Origin of the sequence: Frigoribacterium sp. CFBP 8751 (assembly GCF_014841545.1) — a bacterium.
Taxonomy (GTDB): Bacteria; Actinomycetota; Actinomycetes; order Actinomycetales; family Microbacteriaceae; genus Frigoribacterium.
The window spans coordinates 119,324-135,396 of sequence record NZ_JACYUB010000001.1; the positions used below are offsets into that span (position 1 = coordinate 119,324).

The following is a 16,073-nucleotide window of genomic DNA, read 5'->3' on the forward strand; positions in this document are numbered from 1 at the left end:
CGGTCGGATTCCGTTGGTGTACTGATCGGTCTGGAAAAACGCTAGAACGCCCTCGGCGAGCGACGCCAGCCGATTGACGTGATCCTCAGGAATCTCCGCCGGGCGATGGAATCCGCGCGAACGAGACGGCCACCGCATCGGGGCTGGGGGCGGGAGGCGCGGGTCAGGTGACCAGCGCCTCCCGCGGCTGCGTTCCCTCCGCCTCGCCGGCACCGGGTGGGCGGTAGGTTCACCTCATGAAGGTCCTGGCCGGCATCGTCACCGCGCTGCTCGTGGTGTCGGTGCTGCTGGTGCTCGCGGTGCGGGCCGACCCGGACGTGCCGCTCGTGCTGTCGGGCTCCGACGCGCGCCTCCCGTACTGCACGACGTACGAGCCGGTGATCGTGGCCGACCTCACGACGGAGACCCTCCCGTCCTGTTCACCGCACGGGGTCGAGCTGCGCTTCCCCGACGGCTTCGTCATCGACCTGCCCGACGAGCCCGGCGCCGGCGGACGCCCCTCGGAGCGCTACGACTACGGCTACGTCGACGTCGGGGCGTTCGGCATGTACGCGTCCCGGGCCGACCACGCCTGCGAGTATGTCGAGCAGTGGGGCACCCCGGAGGCCATCCGCCGCGTCACCGACGCCTTCGGCGACGACTACGCCTGCGTGCCCGACCAGCAGTGAACAGAGGAGGCGCGGGTCACGCGACCAGCGCCTCCTGCGGTCCCGCAGGGTGGATGGCCTCAGCCACCCCCGTGCCGACGAGTGAGCTCGCGCGCGATGGCGAAGGCCACCCAGTCGGCGGGGCGATCGTTTCGCCAGGCGCCGGCGTGGAACGAGTTGACGGGAGCACCGGTGTCGCCCAGATGGATGGCGAGGCGGATGGCGACTTCCTCGACCTCTTTCAACACCTTTTCCTCTCGCCATTCATCCACGAACGGGCGCGCCGTCGGGGAGAGTCGACCGTCCGAGATCAGGTCGTCCACCCAGCCGAGATCGACGGCGACTGCAGCGTCGACGCTGCCGGTGACGACCACGGCGTGAGTGCGCTCGAGCGCGATGCCGTGCGCGTGGTCTCCCCCTCGCCAACTCTCCTCGTTGGTGGTTCTCGTCTTCAGACCACCTTCACCCTCGGCGATGCCGATGTAGAGCACACCTGATCGCAACGGGTCGTCGTCGCGCGCACCATGAACCCAGCAATAAAGACCGGTGCTCTCGGCGACTTCCTCGTCACTGACGCTCCACACGACGCCGATGAGGCGAAGTCCGGCCTGAAGGGTCAGCGGCGTGACGAGTCGCAACGTGGTCTCGGAGAGAAGCGCCGACGGGGGCGCGAGTTCATCCGACTCCTCCGGAGTCGAGACCTCGTGGGAGGGAACAGCAGGCTCGGTCATCTCGTGCATTCCTCACGTCTAGGGAGTCCGCCCCATCATCCCAGGGCCCGCAGTACGTAGAGCCCGGCGGCCGCGCCCTCGGTTCACCCGTTCGGAGAGACCAGCACCTTCGCGTGCTGCGTCTCCCCGCTGTCCAGCTCCACGAGCAGGGCCGGCAGCTCGTCGAGCCCGACCGTGCCCGTGATGAGCGGCCCCGCCTCGACCGAGCCGTCGGCGAGCGCGCGCATCGCACCGACGAAGTCGGAGTGCGTGTAGGCGAGGCTGCCGACGACGGTGAGCTCGCGGCTCTGCCAGTCGCCGTACGAGACCTCCGAGGTGGTCATCGGGTAGCCGAGCAGCGCGAGCGTGCCGCCGCGGCGGACCAGCTCGGCGCTCGACTGGAACAGCGAGGAGGCGCCGGTGCACTCGTAGAGGACGTCCGCCCCGAGCCCGTCGCTCAGCTCGAGGACGCGGGCGCGGAAGGCGTCACCGGGTTCGTGGACGTCGGTGAAGCCGAGGCGGCGGGCGGTCTCGCGCCGCGCCTCCATGGGCTCGACGATGACGACGGCTCCAGCGCCGGCGTGACGGGCGTGCTGGGCGGTGAGCAGGCCTATGGGGCCGGCGCCCTGGACCACGACGACGTCGCCGAGGCGCTGGCCGGCGCGGCGGACGGCGTGGAAGGTGACGGCGGTGGGTTCGACGAGGGCGAGCTGCTCCTCGGTGAGGCCGTCGAGGGCGCGTTGGACACGGCGTTCGTGGACGGTGACGTGCTGGGCGAAGGCTCCGTGGGTGGGGGCGTCGGGCGAGATGCCGTTGGCCTCGGCGAAGGCGGTGTCGCAGTGGTCGGGGTGTCCGGCGCGGCACATGGCGCAGGTGCCGCAGGGCGGGCCGACGCTGGCGACGACGCGGTCCCCCACGGCGACGGTGGTGACCCGGCTGCCGGCCGCGACGACGGTGCCGGTCCATTCGTGGCCGAACACTGCGGCCGGGATGAGCCCGCCGGACGCCCACCCGTGGGTGTCGGTGGCACAGACGCCCGTGTAGCGGATGCGCACCACGACCTGCTGCTCCCCCGGAGCCTCGAGGTCGACCTCGGCGAAGGCGACCGAACGCTCGGCGTCGACGGTGGCGAAACGGGTGCGGGCAGGCAGATCGGTCATGCCCACCAGGGTAGACGTGGACGACAGGTGTCGTTCTGATCGCCCTCCGGACGGCAGGGCACGCGCCGCTAGTCCGTCGTCAGTCGGGCCCGGCGCAGCGGCCCGATGAAGAAGGCTGCGGCGGCAGCGAGGACCACGAGGCCCGCGCTCGTCATGAAGGTGGCGTCGAGGCTGGACAGCGTGACGCCCTGACCGAAGAGGACGTAGGCAACCGGGGTGAGGCCGAGCGCCGAGAAGTTGACGAGTGCCATGACGCGTCCCAGGTAGCGACGTTCTGTTCGCGCCTGGATGAGGCCGACGAGCAGTGCGCTCCCCGGGCCGAAAGCGAAACCGGCGAACGCCACCGCGAGCGCGGCGAGCGGCAGGTTCGGTGCGAGAGGGACGAGCCCGATGGCGAATCCGCCGAGCATGATCCAGACGAGCGCCACCAGGGCCGGGCGCCGGACGCGCTTTTGGAAGGCGACGGTCAGCGCACCCGAGATGGCACCGAGGGCGTAGGCGCTCAGCACCAGGCTGTACATCGCCGCCCCCCAGCCCCTTTCGCCGCTCAGGAGCACGAGCCCGACGTTCAAAGGTCCTGCCAGGCCGAGGTTCAGCGCGGTCACGACGATCAGCGTGCTCAGAAGGGCCTTGTCCGTGGCCGCGTATCTCAACCCGCCCGTCAGGGAAGCCCAGATCGATTCGTCGTCGGCGTTGTGCTCGGGGAGGGTCGCGGGCCCGTCCGTGACTCGGTGGAGCGATCGCAGCATGAGCCACGCCACCGAGAACAGCACCATGTTGACCACCATGGCGGTGGGCAGTCCGCCGAACGCGACGACGAGGCCACCGAGGGGCGCTCCGGCGACGAGAGCGCCTCGCTCGAGGGACTGGACGAACCCCTGACCGGCGGGCAGGTCGTCCGGCTCGAGGAGTTGGGGCGGCAGAGCGGCCGCGGCCGGCATGTGCGCCGCGTCCAGCACGCCGAAGAGCAGGGCGATCATGAGCAGCGGCCACAGCTCTCCGGCACCGATGACGAACACGAGCACCGCGCCGGTCGCCATCACGAGGATGCGGCCGATCTGGCTTCTGAGGGTGACCGTGAGTGCCCCGAAGCGATCTGCCACCGCCCCTCCGACCAGCAGGAAGAGCGCTCGAGGAACCGAGCCGGCGGCCATGACGAGAGACGTCTGTCCCGGTGAGCCCAGCTGACTCGCTGCCCAGGCCAGGGAGACGAACCAGATCTGATCGCCGACGAGGGAGGCGCCGAAACCACCGATGTAGACCCGGAACGGCTTGTTTCGAACGGCGTTGCCGCGTCTAGGTGCCGAGCTCATCGACACCGCCACCCTCCGAGCCGATCGGGAAGGCGTGGAAGAACGTGAAGATGCGCGCCCGGACGGGTGCCGTGTCGTCGGCTGGGTTCGCCTTGGCGGCCCGTGATCGATCGACCCAGCGGGCGACGACGGTCTCCATCTCGGCCCCGAACTGCTCGAGTTCGTCCTGCGACAAGGTGAGCATGGAGTCCGAGCTGCGAGCCGCGGCCGACCATGCAGGTCCCCACTCGGCGGAGCCCGAGTCGAGCCATTCTCGGAGGCGTGCGACTCGACGGGTCGCGATGACGTGTTCCGCAGCTCGGAGGACGGCGCGCGACCCCGGTGAATCCGGGAAGTCCTCGGCCGACCAGTGCAGCCCCCCAGGTGATGCGCGCCACCATCGTTCGCGCCCGTCTCGCGAGAGGTCGTCGGCTTCGTGCACGAGGTCGTGGCTGGAGAGCTGACGGAGGTGGTAGCTGAGGGTGTTCGACGGAATAGACAGCTGTCGAGACAGCTGGGTGGCCGTCGACGGACCTTCGGTGGCCAGCAGCTCGTACAGCCTCACGCGGAGCGGGTGGGCGATCACCCGGAGGGTCTCGAGTTCTCTGATCCGCCCGGTTTCGTCCGTCATGGGCCCGCCTCTCAGTTACGCAAACAATATTGCGCAATCGCTCTTGCGTCTACTTTCGACGGCCATCTAGCGTCAGGTATATGAGGTGAAAGGGGGTGGGGAACATGGAGATCGACGTGTACGAGATGGAAGACGAAGCGCGTGACGTCTGCGGCGTCAAGGGCTGAACCAGGGCTCGACCGGGGCTCGAGGCCGCTGAACTCATCGGCCCACCGCCTGGCCCGACCGTCGGGTGGTCCTCCCCCGAGCAGGAGGACCACTCGATGATCGGACTCGAACAGCGAGAAATGAGAGGCTCATGAACCAAGCCACCGTCGAACAGGTCGTCGACAGTTCCATCCGAGTCCTTCCCGGCGCCGAAGGGTGGTGGGCTGTCTCTGGTTCGCAGATCGCACGGCTGCCCCGAGAAGCTGTGCCCGACGTCACTTCGCGCCGCCTGACCGAGGTCGCGATGTCAGCACTGGCCGAGAAGGGCTTTCCTCGCGTCGTCGAGGACTCCAACTACGCCGTCACCGTCTTGACCGCCACGGCCTGCAATCTTGGCTGCGCTTATTGCTTCCAGAACACCGCCTTGCCGCAAGAAGGAAGCTCCGCGCCGCCCCGCATCAAGACAGCCGTCCTGACCCCTGCTCTGGTCACGCAGGTGGGCGCCTTCGTCAGACAGCAGATGACCAGTAGTCGACTGGAGACCAGCAGCGTCCTCATCTTCGGTGGGGAGCCCCTGCTGAACCCTCGCGGGGCTCTCGGAGTACTGCACGAGTTCGGGCAGAACAACATGCGCATGTCCGAGATCGTCACCAACGGCGTTCTCCTCAAGAAGCAGCTGTCCCGAGAGCTCGAGGACGCGGGTCTGCATCGCGTCCAGATCACCTTCGACGGCCGGCGGGACGTGCACGACACGATCCGCGTCACTCGCAACGGACGTCCCACGTACGACAAGATCCTGTCGAACGTCGCCGACGCCGTGGCTTCGACCGATCTCACGTGGAACTTCAGGGTCAACGTCTCGCACCGGAACCTGGACGGCCTCGAGACGGTCATCGACGATCTGCAGCAGGCGTTGTGCGGCAAGACCGCGAGCTTCCATCTGGCCTTGATAGACGACGTCGGCCTGGGCTATGACAACGACGTCGTCTACAGCGCGGAGAACGCCGAGCGTTTCATCGAACTCAACTCGCGGGCCATTGGGGCAGGAATGACCGTACCCGTGTCGAAACCGCTCACGGATTGTCCTTATTGCGGGGTCAAGGGCGGCGCCCAGGGTGCCGTCGTCAACGCCGACGGGCTCCTCTACAGCTCGTGGGAGACCGCCGGTCGGGCCGAGTGGGCGGTGGGCACACTCAGCGACGGCTATCGGCCGACGGAGGAACTCGACGATCTCTGGGTGGCATGCGACTTCGACATCGCGGAGCACGGCACGACCGAAGAGACGCGGGGCTTCTTCGACCGCGTCGACGGCGCCGCTCTCGACGACATGTACCTGACCGAAGATCCGGCTAGTGCACCGATGCACGTGACCACACAGGGGCGATCATGAACAGTTTCGACACCATCCTTCGGGCCCTCGGCGGCCCGGACACCTTTCGTGCTGCCTTGGGCGAGCGTCACCTCGTCGGGACGAGTCCCGTCGACCCGTCGACATTGATCTCGTGGTCAGATCTGGACGAACTGGTCACCACGCGTCGACTCGTGCCGCCCCACCTGAAGGTGGTCAACGACGGCCGGTCGTTCCCGGCGAGCGCGTACCTGGATCAGGCCAGCTCGCCCCGCCGCCGGCAGCAACCCGTAGTCGACGCGGGGAAGCTTGAAGCCATCCTCTCGAAGGGTGCAACGCTCGTCATCAACGACCTGCAAGAGATCGCTCCCAGGGTCACTGAGGCGGCTCGAGCACTGTCCGAGCTGACCCACGAGCGGGTCCAGGCCAATTCGTATGCCACCTGGGGCAAGACACGGGGGTTCGATCCGCACTGGGATGACCACGACGTCCTCATCGTCCAGGTCGAGGGCCAGAAGTACTGGGACATCTTCGGACCCGGAACGCGGGCACCCCTCGATCATCAGGTCGACGCCGACAACGAACGCCCCTCCCTTCCCGTGTGGAGCGGCAATCTGTTTCCTGGCCAGGTGGTCTACCTCCCCCGTGGTTGGTGGCACGCCGTCCGCGGTTCGGGCGACCACTCCTTGCACCTGACCTTCGGTTTCCAGCGGCGTACCGGTCTCGATTACTTCCGTTCTCTCATCGGCCATCTAGAACACGAACCTGCGTTCCGGGAAGACCTCCCGGCCTTCGGAAGCCCTCACGAGAAGGAGGCGCACCAACAGCGACTGCTGGGAGCCTTGAGTGCCGTCCTGGCCAACCACGACAGCCAGAGTTTCCTCGACGACTTCCGACAGCTCCTTCAGCCCACGCCGTCACTCGACCTCGGCGCGATCGCTTCATCGCGCGAGAGCGAGTCCGCCCAAGACGCTGTCGACGAGCAGCCGACCCCCGCCTCCGCGACGGCCTAGACCCGAGGCGAGACACGGACGACGAAGGCCACCTGACCTGGTCAGCCCTCGTAGCTCGTCTGCCAGGCACCTCCGGCGCATCATCTGCCTCCTGACGGGCGGCTTTCGCGGGGCGCTCGGGCCGTGTCGCCTGGACGATCTGAAGGTTCATGAGCCCGATGATGAGGAGCCCCAAGAAGACCGACCCCTCCGGGTCGACGGACTGGACGCCGCCCATGAGAGCGAGGACGGAGCAGTTCAGGACGACCGTCCACTGCAATTCGTAGCGAGTGGGAACGGGGGCGGCGTCGCTGATCTTCCCTCAAGAAGCACCCAAGAGCTCTCATTCCAAGCGCTCCGGCTCCTGATGGAGCGGCTTCACCGGAACGCTGCTTTGGTCAACACGAGTGCATATGCAACTTGAGGCTTCGACATTCCCGTGAGCAACAGGGGACTGCCCTAGTATTGAGGGGTTACGACGAAGTCACTTCCGGGGGAGAAACATGAGAATCACCAAACTCGAGATAAAGAACTTTCGCCTTCTTCGCGAGGTCTCGGTGCAATTAGATGCCAGGACAACAGTCGTGGTGGGCCGGAATAACAGCGGCAAGACCTCGCTCGGAGAAGTTGTAAAGCGCATTTTTGCTGGTTCTAGCGCGCCTTTCAACGCTGAGGACTTCTCCGCTGCTGCCTGGAGTGAATTTCAAGCTGCCCTGAGTATGTACAAGACTGACGCTGAGAACGAAGAGGTGCGCAAATCCCTTCCCCGCATCGAAATCCGTATGCACATCGACTATTCCGACAACATAGACGACTACGGGGCCCTGTCTCCCTTCATCATCGACCTAGACGACACTCGCACCGACGCACTGATAGTTGTCAGTTACGAGCTCGCTCCCGGCAGATTGAACCGCCTGTTCGACGGCCTGGCCATCCCGACCAAAGACGAAGAACCAACAGAGTTTTACCGCGCCTTGACCACGCGGATCGCCAAGACTTACCGTCGCCGTGTTTGGGCGGAGGACTCGAGAGACTCGACGAATGTCCGGCAACTGGAGTTTTCTGACGTAGAGAAAGTCATTCAGATCGGTCACGTTGGGGCTCAACGAGGCTTGGATGATGTGACTACAAAGGACAGCGACGTCCTCGCGAAAGTCATGGAGCGTCTTTTCAACACTTCGATGACCGACGGAGAATCCGCGGAAAGTCGAACAAGCACCCTTGTGGATGAGGCCCTCGTGAATGTCCACAAGACCATCGACACCAACTTTAATGACAACCTGGTCGCCCTAGAGCCCATCTTCAAGCTGTTCGGGTTCCCAGGAGCCGCGGGCACGCGAATCGCGACACAGACCACCTTGAATATTCAAAGCATGCTCTCGAACTATACGAAAGTTGGCTACCCGTCCGAGATAGGCCCTTCGCTGCCAGAGGCGTATAACGGGCTCGGAACGAGAAATCTGCTTCACATCCTTCTTCAACTTGTCGGCCTGCACCGCACCTGGCTGCAAGAAGGCCAACAGGCCGGACTCCACCTCATTTTTATCGAAGAGCCGGAAGCTCATCTGCACCCTCAAATGCAGGAAATTTTTATCCGTCAACTCGGAGAGATTGTCAAGAAGCTTTCCGCTGAGGCTCCGCAGAAGTGGCCTGCCCAATTTGTTGTTTCGACACACTCCTCGCACATCGCGAACGCCGTCGAATTCAAAGCGGTGCGCTACTTCCTAGACAAACCTGTCAGACGAGGCATCAGGCACACAGTCGTCAAAGACCTGCAGCTCGCAGCAGACCGAGACAGTCAAATCGATTCTCGATTTCTTCATCAGTATCTGACGCTGACGAGTTCAGATCTTTTTTTCGCGGATAAGGCGATACTGATCGAAGGAACGACCGAACGCCTCATCGTGCCGAAACTCATTGCTGAAATGTCCGAGGAGGCCCGAAGCGACTACGTAACCCTCCTTGAGGTAGGAGGCGCTTACGCACATAAGTTCTTCCCCCTAATCGATTTCCTTGAGCTGAAATGTCTTATCGTGACGGACCTGGATGCCGTGTCGAGAAATCAAAATAATCGCCTGACGGCGTCAACGGTCCACGCAGGCAGTGCGACAAGTAACGAGGCAATCAAGGCGTGGTTCGGGACCGAGCCGCCCCTTACCCCCGCGATTCTGCTGACCACAAAGGCTTCAGACAAAGTCTTCCAGCATCGACGTATTGCATTTCAAGTGCCCGAGATCGATGAAGGCCCCTGCGGAAGAACCTTTGAGGATGCCTTTATTCTCGCGAACCCCGAGTTGTTCAAGCCTGCGGCGGGCACTCTCTACGAACGAGAGACGGCAGCCCGAGAGTTGGCTCTGCAGTACAAGAAGAGCGACTTTGCAGTGGAGTTCGCGGTCGACAAAACAGGGTGGCAAACACCGCGCTACCTCACGGAAGGTTTGGACTGGCTCTTCGCGCCCGAGGAGACTGGAGAAGATCTCGAGGACAGCGTAGCTTCGGCGGCTGTAGGAGATGCAATGGAGCACGCCGATGAGCTCTGAGAATGTGGCCACGAATGCGTTCCATTTGGCTACTCAAGCCCAAGCGCGCATTTCTGAGTGTCTAAGCAACTCCAAAAACTTCCTCGTTGAGGCTGGTGCCGGCGCCGGGAAGACCGCCTCACTCATCGAAGCGCTTAGGTTTCTTCAGGTGTCATCTCTGGGTAGCCTTCGTCCTGGCCATAAAGTCGCATGCATCACCTACACGAATGTTGCAAAGGCCGAAATCCTCGAGCGGATCGACGCGGACCAACGCTTTCTCGTGGCCACTATCCACGAATTTTTCTGGTCAGTCATCCAGCCGTTTCAAAAGGACATGCGAGATCTCCTTGATTCAGAAAAATTTGCCAGCGCACTGCAGAAGGCCGGGCTGGAAGGATTCACGAATCAGCGAATCGAGTATGCCCGAGGTCATCGTCGCGTCACGGACGCAGTCATCTCCCTCGACCACGACGACGTGCCGTTCTTAGCTGCTGCGCTTTTTAGCCGCCCCAAGTTCGTGACGCGACTCAAGAGCCAATACCCCATTGTTCTAATCGATGAATATCAGGACACAAATGACGCTTTAGCGCGGGCCATCATGGCTCACTGCGTCGTTCCAGCAGTTGGCCCGGTCTTTGGATTTTTCGGCGACGACTGGCAGCAGATTCACCCAGGTTCGGTGGGCCAACTGAGCCACGAAAACTTGGAAGTCATTCTGAAGGGCACCAACTTTAGATCCGGCGCTCCAGTAGTCAAACTCTTGAACGCCATGCGGCCGGCTTTGCCTCAGGCGCTACCAACGACGAAACCCGGGGGAGAAACGCTCGTCTTCCATACGGACAAATGGGAAGCCGGGCGCGTGCCGGGTCCTCACACGCAGGACGACCTCGACGCCGACCTTATCGACGTCGCGCTGGAACAGGTCCGCGAGATCCTTGCTAAGAACGGCTGGGATCTGACACCGCAGAAGACCAAGACCCTGATCTTGACGCACAAATCAATCGCTGCGCGTCAAGGGTATCCGCAGATCGCAGAACTGTTCGACAACAACGATGACTTCGCCAAGCTAGAAAACCCCATTGTTCGGTTTCTCGTTGAGGACGTGGAACTTGCGCTGATGCACTACCAAGCCGGCCGAACCGGACAAATCTACGAGGCCCTGGGCATGAATCGCCCCTACGTCCACAAACCGAGCGATAAAGCGCGCCTGCGTACTGCGCTAGACCAAATTGTCGAGACCGCCAAAACTGGAACTGTCGCCGGAATGTTAGAGCTCTTTCGCGCTGAACCATTCCACTGTCCGGCAGATGTCATCAGACGACTCGACGAACTCCTGGATTTGGACGAAGACGCTGAGCGTTCCCCAAGACAAGCCGAACTGGAGACGCTTCTGACTGTCGCCTACGCCGAAATAGTGGCGCTTCGCGAATACGTCAACCATCACTCTCCATACGAGACAGAGCACGGCGTGAAGGGCGCCCAATTCGAGAACGTCGTCGTTCTCCTTGGGGGCGGCTGGAACTGGTACAACTTCCCGAGATTCCTGGCTTATGCAGCGCACCCGGACAAAGTAGCCGCCAAACACCAGTCCGGTTATCGCCGAGCTCGAAATCTGCTCTACGTATGTGCCTCAAGACCCACGACAAATTTGGCCGTTCTTTTTACTCAAAAACTGAGCTCGGAAGCGCATATGGTTCTCACTGACTGGTTCGGTGCCGAGAATGTCGAGTCCCTAACTGCCCCGATCGGTTAGTAGTGAGCTTGGGACCATGGAGTTCCGGGGGTCCTCGGCGTGAGCACCGATTTACAGACGGAATCGCCGATCAAATTGGTAAAAATAAAATGTTACCGGGCATAGGCTCGTAGATGTGGGCGACCTGCTGAATCTTGTCGCCAGCCCTGCCATGTGCACCGTTGGGTGCTGTCCCGTCTGCTTCGCACAGTAGTCGCACCAGAACTGAACGCAGTACGAACCATGCCCACAGATCGAGAGTCGGTTTCATCACGTGAACATGATCTCGCCTGCAGCGTTCGAGGCTCTTCCGGCTTGACTTGACCGTCATCTCCGGAATCTTGGAACCAATGCGTTTTACCCAGTTTCCTGCTTGCACCGCGGAAGGCGAGCAAAACTAAATTATGACGCGAAGCCGCTTGAATCAGCCCAACGTCACGACAAGAAGGCCTGGAACACGACACTGACCTGTGGCAGTCACAAATCCAGTGAAACCTAGTTGGCCATGTCGACTAACCGCGAGAACATCCTGTGGAACGCCACCGTGACGGTGTCAGTTGGGCCGTTGCGGTGCTTGGCGACGATGAAGTCGGCCTCGCCCTGACGGGGGTTCTCCCTCTCGTAGGCGGACTCGCGGTGCAGCAGGATGACCATGTCGGCGTCCTGCTCGAGCGAACCGGACTCTCGCAGGTCGCTGATCGCGGGCTTTTCGTCGGCACGCTGCTCAGGGCCACGGTTCAGCTGCGACAACGCGAACACGAGCATCTGCATCTGCATCTGCACCTGCACCTGCACCTGCACCTGCACCTGCACCTGCACCTGCACCTGCACCTGCGCCGCCGTCACCACCCGTGCCAGCCCGCACGAGCCCCCCGACACCTCTCGACGACGACGCTCACCGCGCCTCCCGACCCCGACAGTCTTGGCTAGCCGGGCCGATCCGGCGACCCGCCCCGTGCCTCCTCCCGGACCCCATCCGATCCACGTAACAACTGACGGCCGGGCGGTGTCAAGGGTCGAAAATTCCTCTCGCAGCACGGGCCGCGCGGTGCGCACACTGGGGTCGAACGGGCGGCCGGGGGGCAGATCCAGGGACCGGTCGCCCGCTCACCCATCCAGAGAACTGCGCACTCGCGCGAACCGAGGAGGTCGAGATGAACACCACCGATCCGCAGCGGGACACCCCCGCTCCCCCGACGAGGTGGGCCGCCTGATGGCCGGCCGCCTGGCCGGCGCCGGAGCCGGCGTCGGCGTCGCCGCCGTGGCGACCGCCGCAGCCGCCGTCGTCGGACGACGACACCGCCGCCGCCCCGACGAGGGCGCCGGCTCCCCCCAGGAGTCCCGTTCCCGGTGGCAGGCCGTCACGATCCTCGCCCAGCCGCAGGACGTGCTCGGTGCCGACGACACCCCACCCTTCTTCGACGACCTCCGGGACACCGTCGAGGTGGAGGCGCGGCCCGCACCCGCCGACAAGGGCACCGAACTGCGCGCCCGCCTCCGCGAACCCGCCTCGTCCGAGGACGACGCCGCCGAGGCGGCCAAGGAGATCCGCGTGGCGCTCCGACGGGCGAAGCAGGTCATCGAGGCCGGCGAGGTCCTGCGGGTCGACCCCACTCCCCACGGCGAGCGCAAGGCCACCCCCACCGGCGCCCTCGTCGACGAAGCCACCGACCGTGCCGACGAGGAGGGACTGCTGTGAGGGCCCTCACCTGGACCGGCGTCAACGAGACCTCGGTCGAGACCGTCGACGACCCGACGATCCTCAACGACCAGGACGTCATCGTCAAGGTCCACCTCAGCACGACGTGCGGGTCCGACCTGCACCTGCTCGGCGGGTACATCCCCACCATGCGGTCGGGCGACGTCCTCGGCCACGAGTTCATGGGCGAGATCGTCGAGGTCGGGTCGGGCGTCCGCAAGCGCAAGGTCGGCGAGCGCGTCGTGGTCTGCTCGTTCGTCGCCTGCGGCCGGTGCTGGTACTGCACCCACGAGCTGTACTCGTTGTGCGACAACGGCAACCCCAACCCCGCCCTCACCGAGACCCTCTAAGGCTCCCCCATCGGCGGATGCTTCGCCTACAGCCACGCCCTCGGCGGCTACGCCGGCAGCCACGCCGAGTACATCCGCGTGCCCTACGGCGACCACGGCGCCTTCCCCGTCGCCGACGGCGTCTCGGACGAAGCAGCGCTGTTCGCCTCGGACGCCGCCCCCACCGGCTGGACCGGCGCCGACCTCGCCGGCATCACGCCCGGCGACACCGTCGCCGTCTGGGGTGCCGGCGGCGTCGGTCAGATGGCCGCCCGTGCGGCCATGCTGCTCGGGGCCGAACAGGTCGTCGTCATCGACCAGCTGCCCGAACGGCTCGACCAGGTGCGGCAGCACGTCGGCGCCGAGATCCTCGACTTCGCGCAGGACGACGTCCTCGCCGAACTCAAGGAGCGCACCGGCGGCCGCGGCCCCGACGTCTGCATCGAGGCGGTCGGCATGGAAGCCGACGGTACCGGCGCGCAACACCTCTACGACCAGGTCAAACAGCAGCTGCGACTGCAGACCGACCGGCCCACCGCACTGCGCGAGGCGATCTACGCCTGCCGCAAGGGCGGCAGCGTCTTCAGCCTCGGTGTCTTCGGCTGGCTCGTCGACAAGTTCCCGCTCGGAGCCGTCATGAACAAGGGCCTCACCCTGCGCGGGGCCCAGCAGCACGGCCACCGCTACATCCCGATGATCCTCGACCGCATCGCGGCCGGCGAACTCCACACCGAGCACCTCGCGACCCACGTCCTCCCACTCGAGCAGGGGCCCGAGGGCTACGAGATGTTCAAGAACAAGGACGACTGCTGCGTCCGCGCCGTCTTCCGCCCCGGCACCTGACACCGTGCCCGCCACCCCGAGGAGGCGCGACCCACCCACCCGAGGAGGCGCGCCTCCCCGGCACCCGACGCGCGCCTCCCCCACCACCCGACACCGCGCCTCCGTCGCCCCACCACCGAAGAAAGGGAAGAGATCATGAGAGCAGTCGTCTACGAAGGGCCGAGGAAGGTGTCGGTGAGCGACGTCCCCGACGCCCGCATCGAGCGGCCCACCGACGTCCTCGTCCGCATCACCAGCACCAACATCTGCGGGTCCGACCTGCACATGTACGAAGGCCGCACCGACTTCGAGACCGGCCGCTGGTTCGGCCACGAAAACCTGGGCCAGGTGATCGAGGTCGGCTCGGCCGTCGACAAGGTGCAGGTCGGCGACTGGGTCGTCCTGCCGTTCAACGTGGCCTGTGGCCACTGCAAGAACTGCGAACGCGGCCTGACCAACTACTGCCTCACCGCCCAGCCCGAACTCGCCTGGGCCGGCGCCGCTTTCGGGTTCGCCGACATGGGCCCGTGGCCCGGCGGGCAGGCCGAACTGCTGCGCGTGCCGTGGGGCGACTTCAACTGCCTGCGCCTCGGCGAGGACGCCGAAGAACGGCAGACCGACTACGTCATGCTCGCCGACATCTTCCCCACCGGGTACCACGCGACCGAGATGGCCCACGTGACGCCGGGTGACCAGACCGTCGTCTACGGGGCGGGGCCGGTCGGCGCGATGGCCGCGTACTCGGCGATCCTCAAGGGGGCGAGCAAGGTGATGGTCGTCGACCGGCACCCCGACCGGCTCGCGGCGATCGAGGAGATCGGCGCGATCCCCATCGACGACTCGTCCGTCGACCCGGTCGAGGCCGTCCTCGACCTGACGATGGGACTCGGGGCCGACAACGGCTGCGAGTGCGTCGGCTACCAGGCCCACGACCCCGACGGTGCCGAGCAGCCCAACCTCACCCTGAACCGTCTCGTGCAGTCGGTGCGGTTCACCGGTGACCTCGGCGTCGTCGGCGTCTACGTGCCGCAGGACCCGGGCGCGCCCGACGAACTGGCGAAGCAGGGCGTCATCCCGTTCGACTACGGCCAGTTCTGGTTCCGCGGGCAGTCCATGGCTACCGGCCAGTGCCCGGTCAAGAAGTACAACCGGGCCCTGCGCGACCTGATCGCCGGCGGCAAGGCGAAGCCGTCGTGGATCGTCAGCCACGAGCTGTCGCTCGAGGAGGCCCCGCAGGCCTACGAGCACTTCGACGCCCGCGGCGAGGGCTGGACGAAGGTCGTGCTGCACCCCGACGCCGTGCCGTCGGCCGGCTGATCCGACCGAACCCGATCCCGACCCCGACCCCGACCCCGACCCCTACCCCGGACCGGACCCGAACCGGCCCGAGAACCGAGGAGCACCGATGGACGACCGCATCCTGTCCCCCCGACGGACGGGCCTCTACGTCGCCATCGGGGTCGCCGTCGGCGTGGGCGTGGGGCTGGCCGGTGCACCGACGCTGGGCCCCCTGGCGGCCTGGTGCACGGCCGGCCTCATCGCCCTGGTGCACGTCTGGCGGGGCTGCTGGCCACAGGACGCGGCCGGCACCGAGCGCCTGGCGAACGAGGAGTCCAGCTCGCGCCTCACCGACGACGCCCTCGTCGTGGCGTGCCTCGCGAGCGTCGGGGCCATGCTGCTGGCGCTCGTCCAAGCACGCGACGCCAGCGACCCCGTCTCGGTCGTCACCGTCGTGCTGGGCATCCTCGCGACGATGGTCGCCTGGGCCCTCGTCAACACGATGTACGCCCTCAAGTACGCCCGGATCTACTACGTCGACCACGACCGCGACGGCTTCGACGCCAAGCAGGAGGCGCCTCCCACCTACAGCGACTTCGCCTACCTGGCCTTCACCATCGGCATGGCGTACTCGGCCCCGGACGTCGAACCCGACGACACCCGCACCCGACGCACCGCACTCCCCCACGCCCTGCTGTCGTACTTCTTCGGCACCGTCCTGATCGCCACCACCCTGAACCTGGTGACGAACCTGGCGCAGAGCTGAC

The 16,073-nt window shown here is 65.1% G+C and carries 14 protein-coding genes and 1 pseudogene; 10 read left to right on the plus strand and 5 right to left on the minus strand.

Annotation, left to right across the window (positions count from 1 at the left end):
• Positions 1 to 236 precede the first annotated feature (236 nt).
• Positions 237 to 668, plus strand: coding sequence for a hypothetical protein (locus IFT88_RS00625; RefSeq protein WP_192118325.1), 432 nt, complete (start codon positions 237 to 239; stop codon positions 666 to 668).
• Between the two features lie 59 nt (positions 669 to 727).
• Here IFT88_RS00625 and IFT88_RS00630 read toward each other — a convergent pair whose 3' ends face one another.
• The 4 genes from IFT88_RS00630 to IFT88_RS00645 form a co-directional block, all read right to left on the minus strand.
• Positions 728 to 1,378: a hypothetical protein gene (locus IFT88_RS00630; RefSeq protein WP_192118327.1), complete on the minus strand. Its 651-nt coding sequence runs from the start codon at positions 1,376 to 1,378 to the stop codon at positions 728 to 730.
• An 83-nt stretch (positions 1,379 to 1,461) separates the two neighbouring features.
• Positions 1,462 to 2,517 (minus strand): zinc-dependent alcohol dehydrogenase, encoded by a 1,056-nt coding sequence (locus tag IFT88_RS00635; protein ID WP_192118329.1) that lies wholly within the window; start codon positions 2,515 to 2,517, stop codon positions 1,462 to 1,464.
• A 68-nt stretch (positions 2,518 to 2,585) separates the two neighbouring features.
• Entirely contained in the window at positions 2,586 to 3,830 is a 1,245-nt protein-coding gene (locus IFT88_RS00640) for an MFS transporter (protein ID WP_192118331.1), read from the minus strand.
• A complete protein-coding gene (locus IFT88_RS00645; protein ID WP_192118333.1) occupies positions 3,814 to 4,440 on the minus strand; it encodes an ArsR/SmtB family transcription factor in 627 nt (208 codons plus the stop codon). The genes IFT88_RS00640 and IFT88_RS00645 overlap by 17 nt, the downstream gene beginning before the upstream one ends.
• A 298-nt stretch (positions 4,441 to 4,738) precedes the next feature.
• On the opposite strand from IFT88_RS00645, the gene IFT88_RS00650 reads away from it, so the two are divergent.
• The 4 genes from IFT88_RS00650 to IFT88_RS00665 all read left to right on the plus strand — a co-directional run bounded on the left by IFT88_RS00650 (position 4,739) and on the right by IFT88_RS00665 (position 11,199).
• Positions 4,739 to 5,977, plus strand: coding sequence for a radical SAM protein (locus tag IFT88_RS00650; RefSeq protein WP_192118335.1), 1,239 nt, complete (start codon positions 4,739 to 4,741; stop codon positions 5,975 to 5,977).
• The gene (locus IFT88_RS00655; RefSeq protein ID WP_192118337.1) at positions 5,974 to 6,948 is read left to right on the plus strand and encodes a JmjC domain-containing protein; all 975 of its coding nucleotides are present in this window, start codon (positions 5,974 to 5,976) and stop codon (positions 6,946 to 6,948) included. Before IFT88_RS00650 ends, IFT88_RS00655 begins: the two co-directional genes overlap by 4 nt.
• 482 nt (positions 6,949 to 7,430) lie before the next feature.
• A complete protein-coding gene (locus tag IFT88_RS00660) occupies positions 7,431 to 9,467 on the plus strand; it encodes an ATP-dependent nuclease (protein ID WP_192118339.1) in 2,037 nt (678 codons plus the stop codon).
• Complete coding sequence (locus tag IFT88_RS00665) at positions 9,457 to 11,199, plus strand: UvrD-helicase domain-containing protein (RefSeq protein ID WP_192118341.1); 1,743 nt, start codon at positions 9,457 to 9,459, stop codon at positions 11,197 to 11,199. The genes IFT88_RS00660 and IFT88_RS00665 overlap by 11 nt, the downstream gene beginning before the upstream one ends.
• Before the next feature lie 474 nt (positions 11,200 to 11,673).
• On the opposite strand, the pseudogene IFT88_RS00670 reads toward IFT88_RS00665, so the two are convergent.
• A pseudogene (locus IFT88_RS00670) lies at positions 11,674 to 11,952 on the minus strand (DnaB-like helicase C-terminal domain-containing protein); the annotation flags it as partial.
• 439 nt (positions 11,953 to 12,391) lie between these two features.
• Here IFT88_RS00670 and IFT88_RS00675 point away from each other — a divergent pair.
• From IFT88_RS00675 to IFT88_RS00690, 5 genes are all read left to right on the plus strand, one after another.
• Positions 12,392 to 12,877: a hypothetical protein gene (locus IFT88_RS00675; protein WP_192118343.1), complete on the plus strand. Its 486-nt coding sequence runs from the start codon at positions 12,392 to 12,394 to the stop codon at positions 12,875 to 12,877.
• Complete coding sequence (locus tag IFT88_RS16910) at positions 12,874 to 13,227, plus strand: alcohol dehydrogenase catalytic domain-containing protein (protein ID WP_342212032.1); 354 nt, start codon at positions 12,874 to 12,876, stop codon at positions 13,225 to 13,227. The genes IFT88_RS00675 and IFT88_RS16910 overlap by 4 nt, the downstream gene beginning before the upstream one ends.
• Positions 13,228 to 13,305: 78 nt before the next feature.
• On the plus strand, positions 13,306 to 14,049 hold the full coding sequence (locus IFT88_RS16915; RefSeq protein WP_342212033.1) for a zinc-binding dehydrogenase: 744 nt from the start codon (positions 13,306 to 13,308) through the stop codon (positions 14,047 to 14,049).
• Between the two features lie 174 nt (positions 14,050 to 14,223).
• Positions 14,224 to 15,345, plus strand: a complete 1,122-nt coding sequence (locus tag IFT88_RS00685) for a glutathione-independent formaldehyde dehydrogenase (RefSeq protein WP_342212034.1) — start codon at positions 14,224 to 14,226, stop codon at positions 15,343 to 15,345.
• A gap of 88 nt (positions 15,346 to 15,433) precedes the next feature.
• Positions 15,434 to 16,072 carry a DUF1345 domain-containing protein gene (locus IFT88_RS00690; protein WP_192118347.1) on the plus strand — a complete coding sequence of 213 codons (639 nt, stop codon included), beginning with the start codon at positions 15,434 to 15,436 and terminating at the stop codon, positions 16,070 to 16,072.
• Position 16,073: the final 1 nt, after the last annotated feature.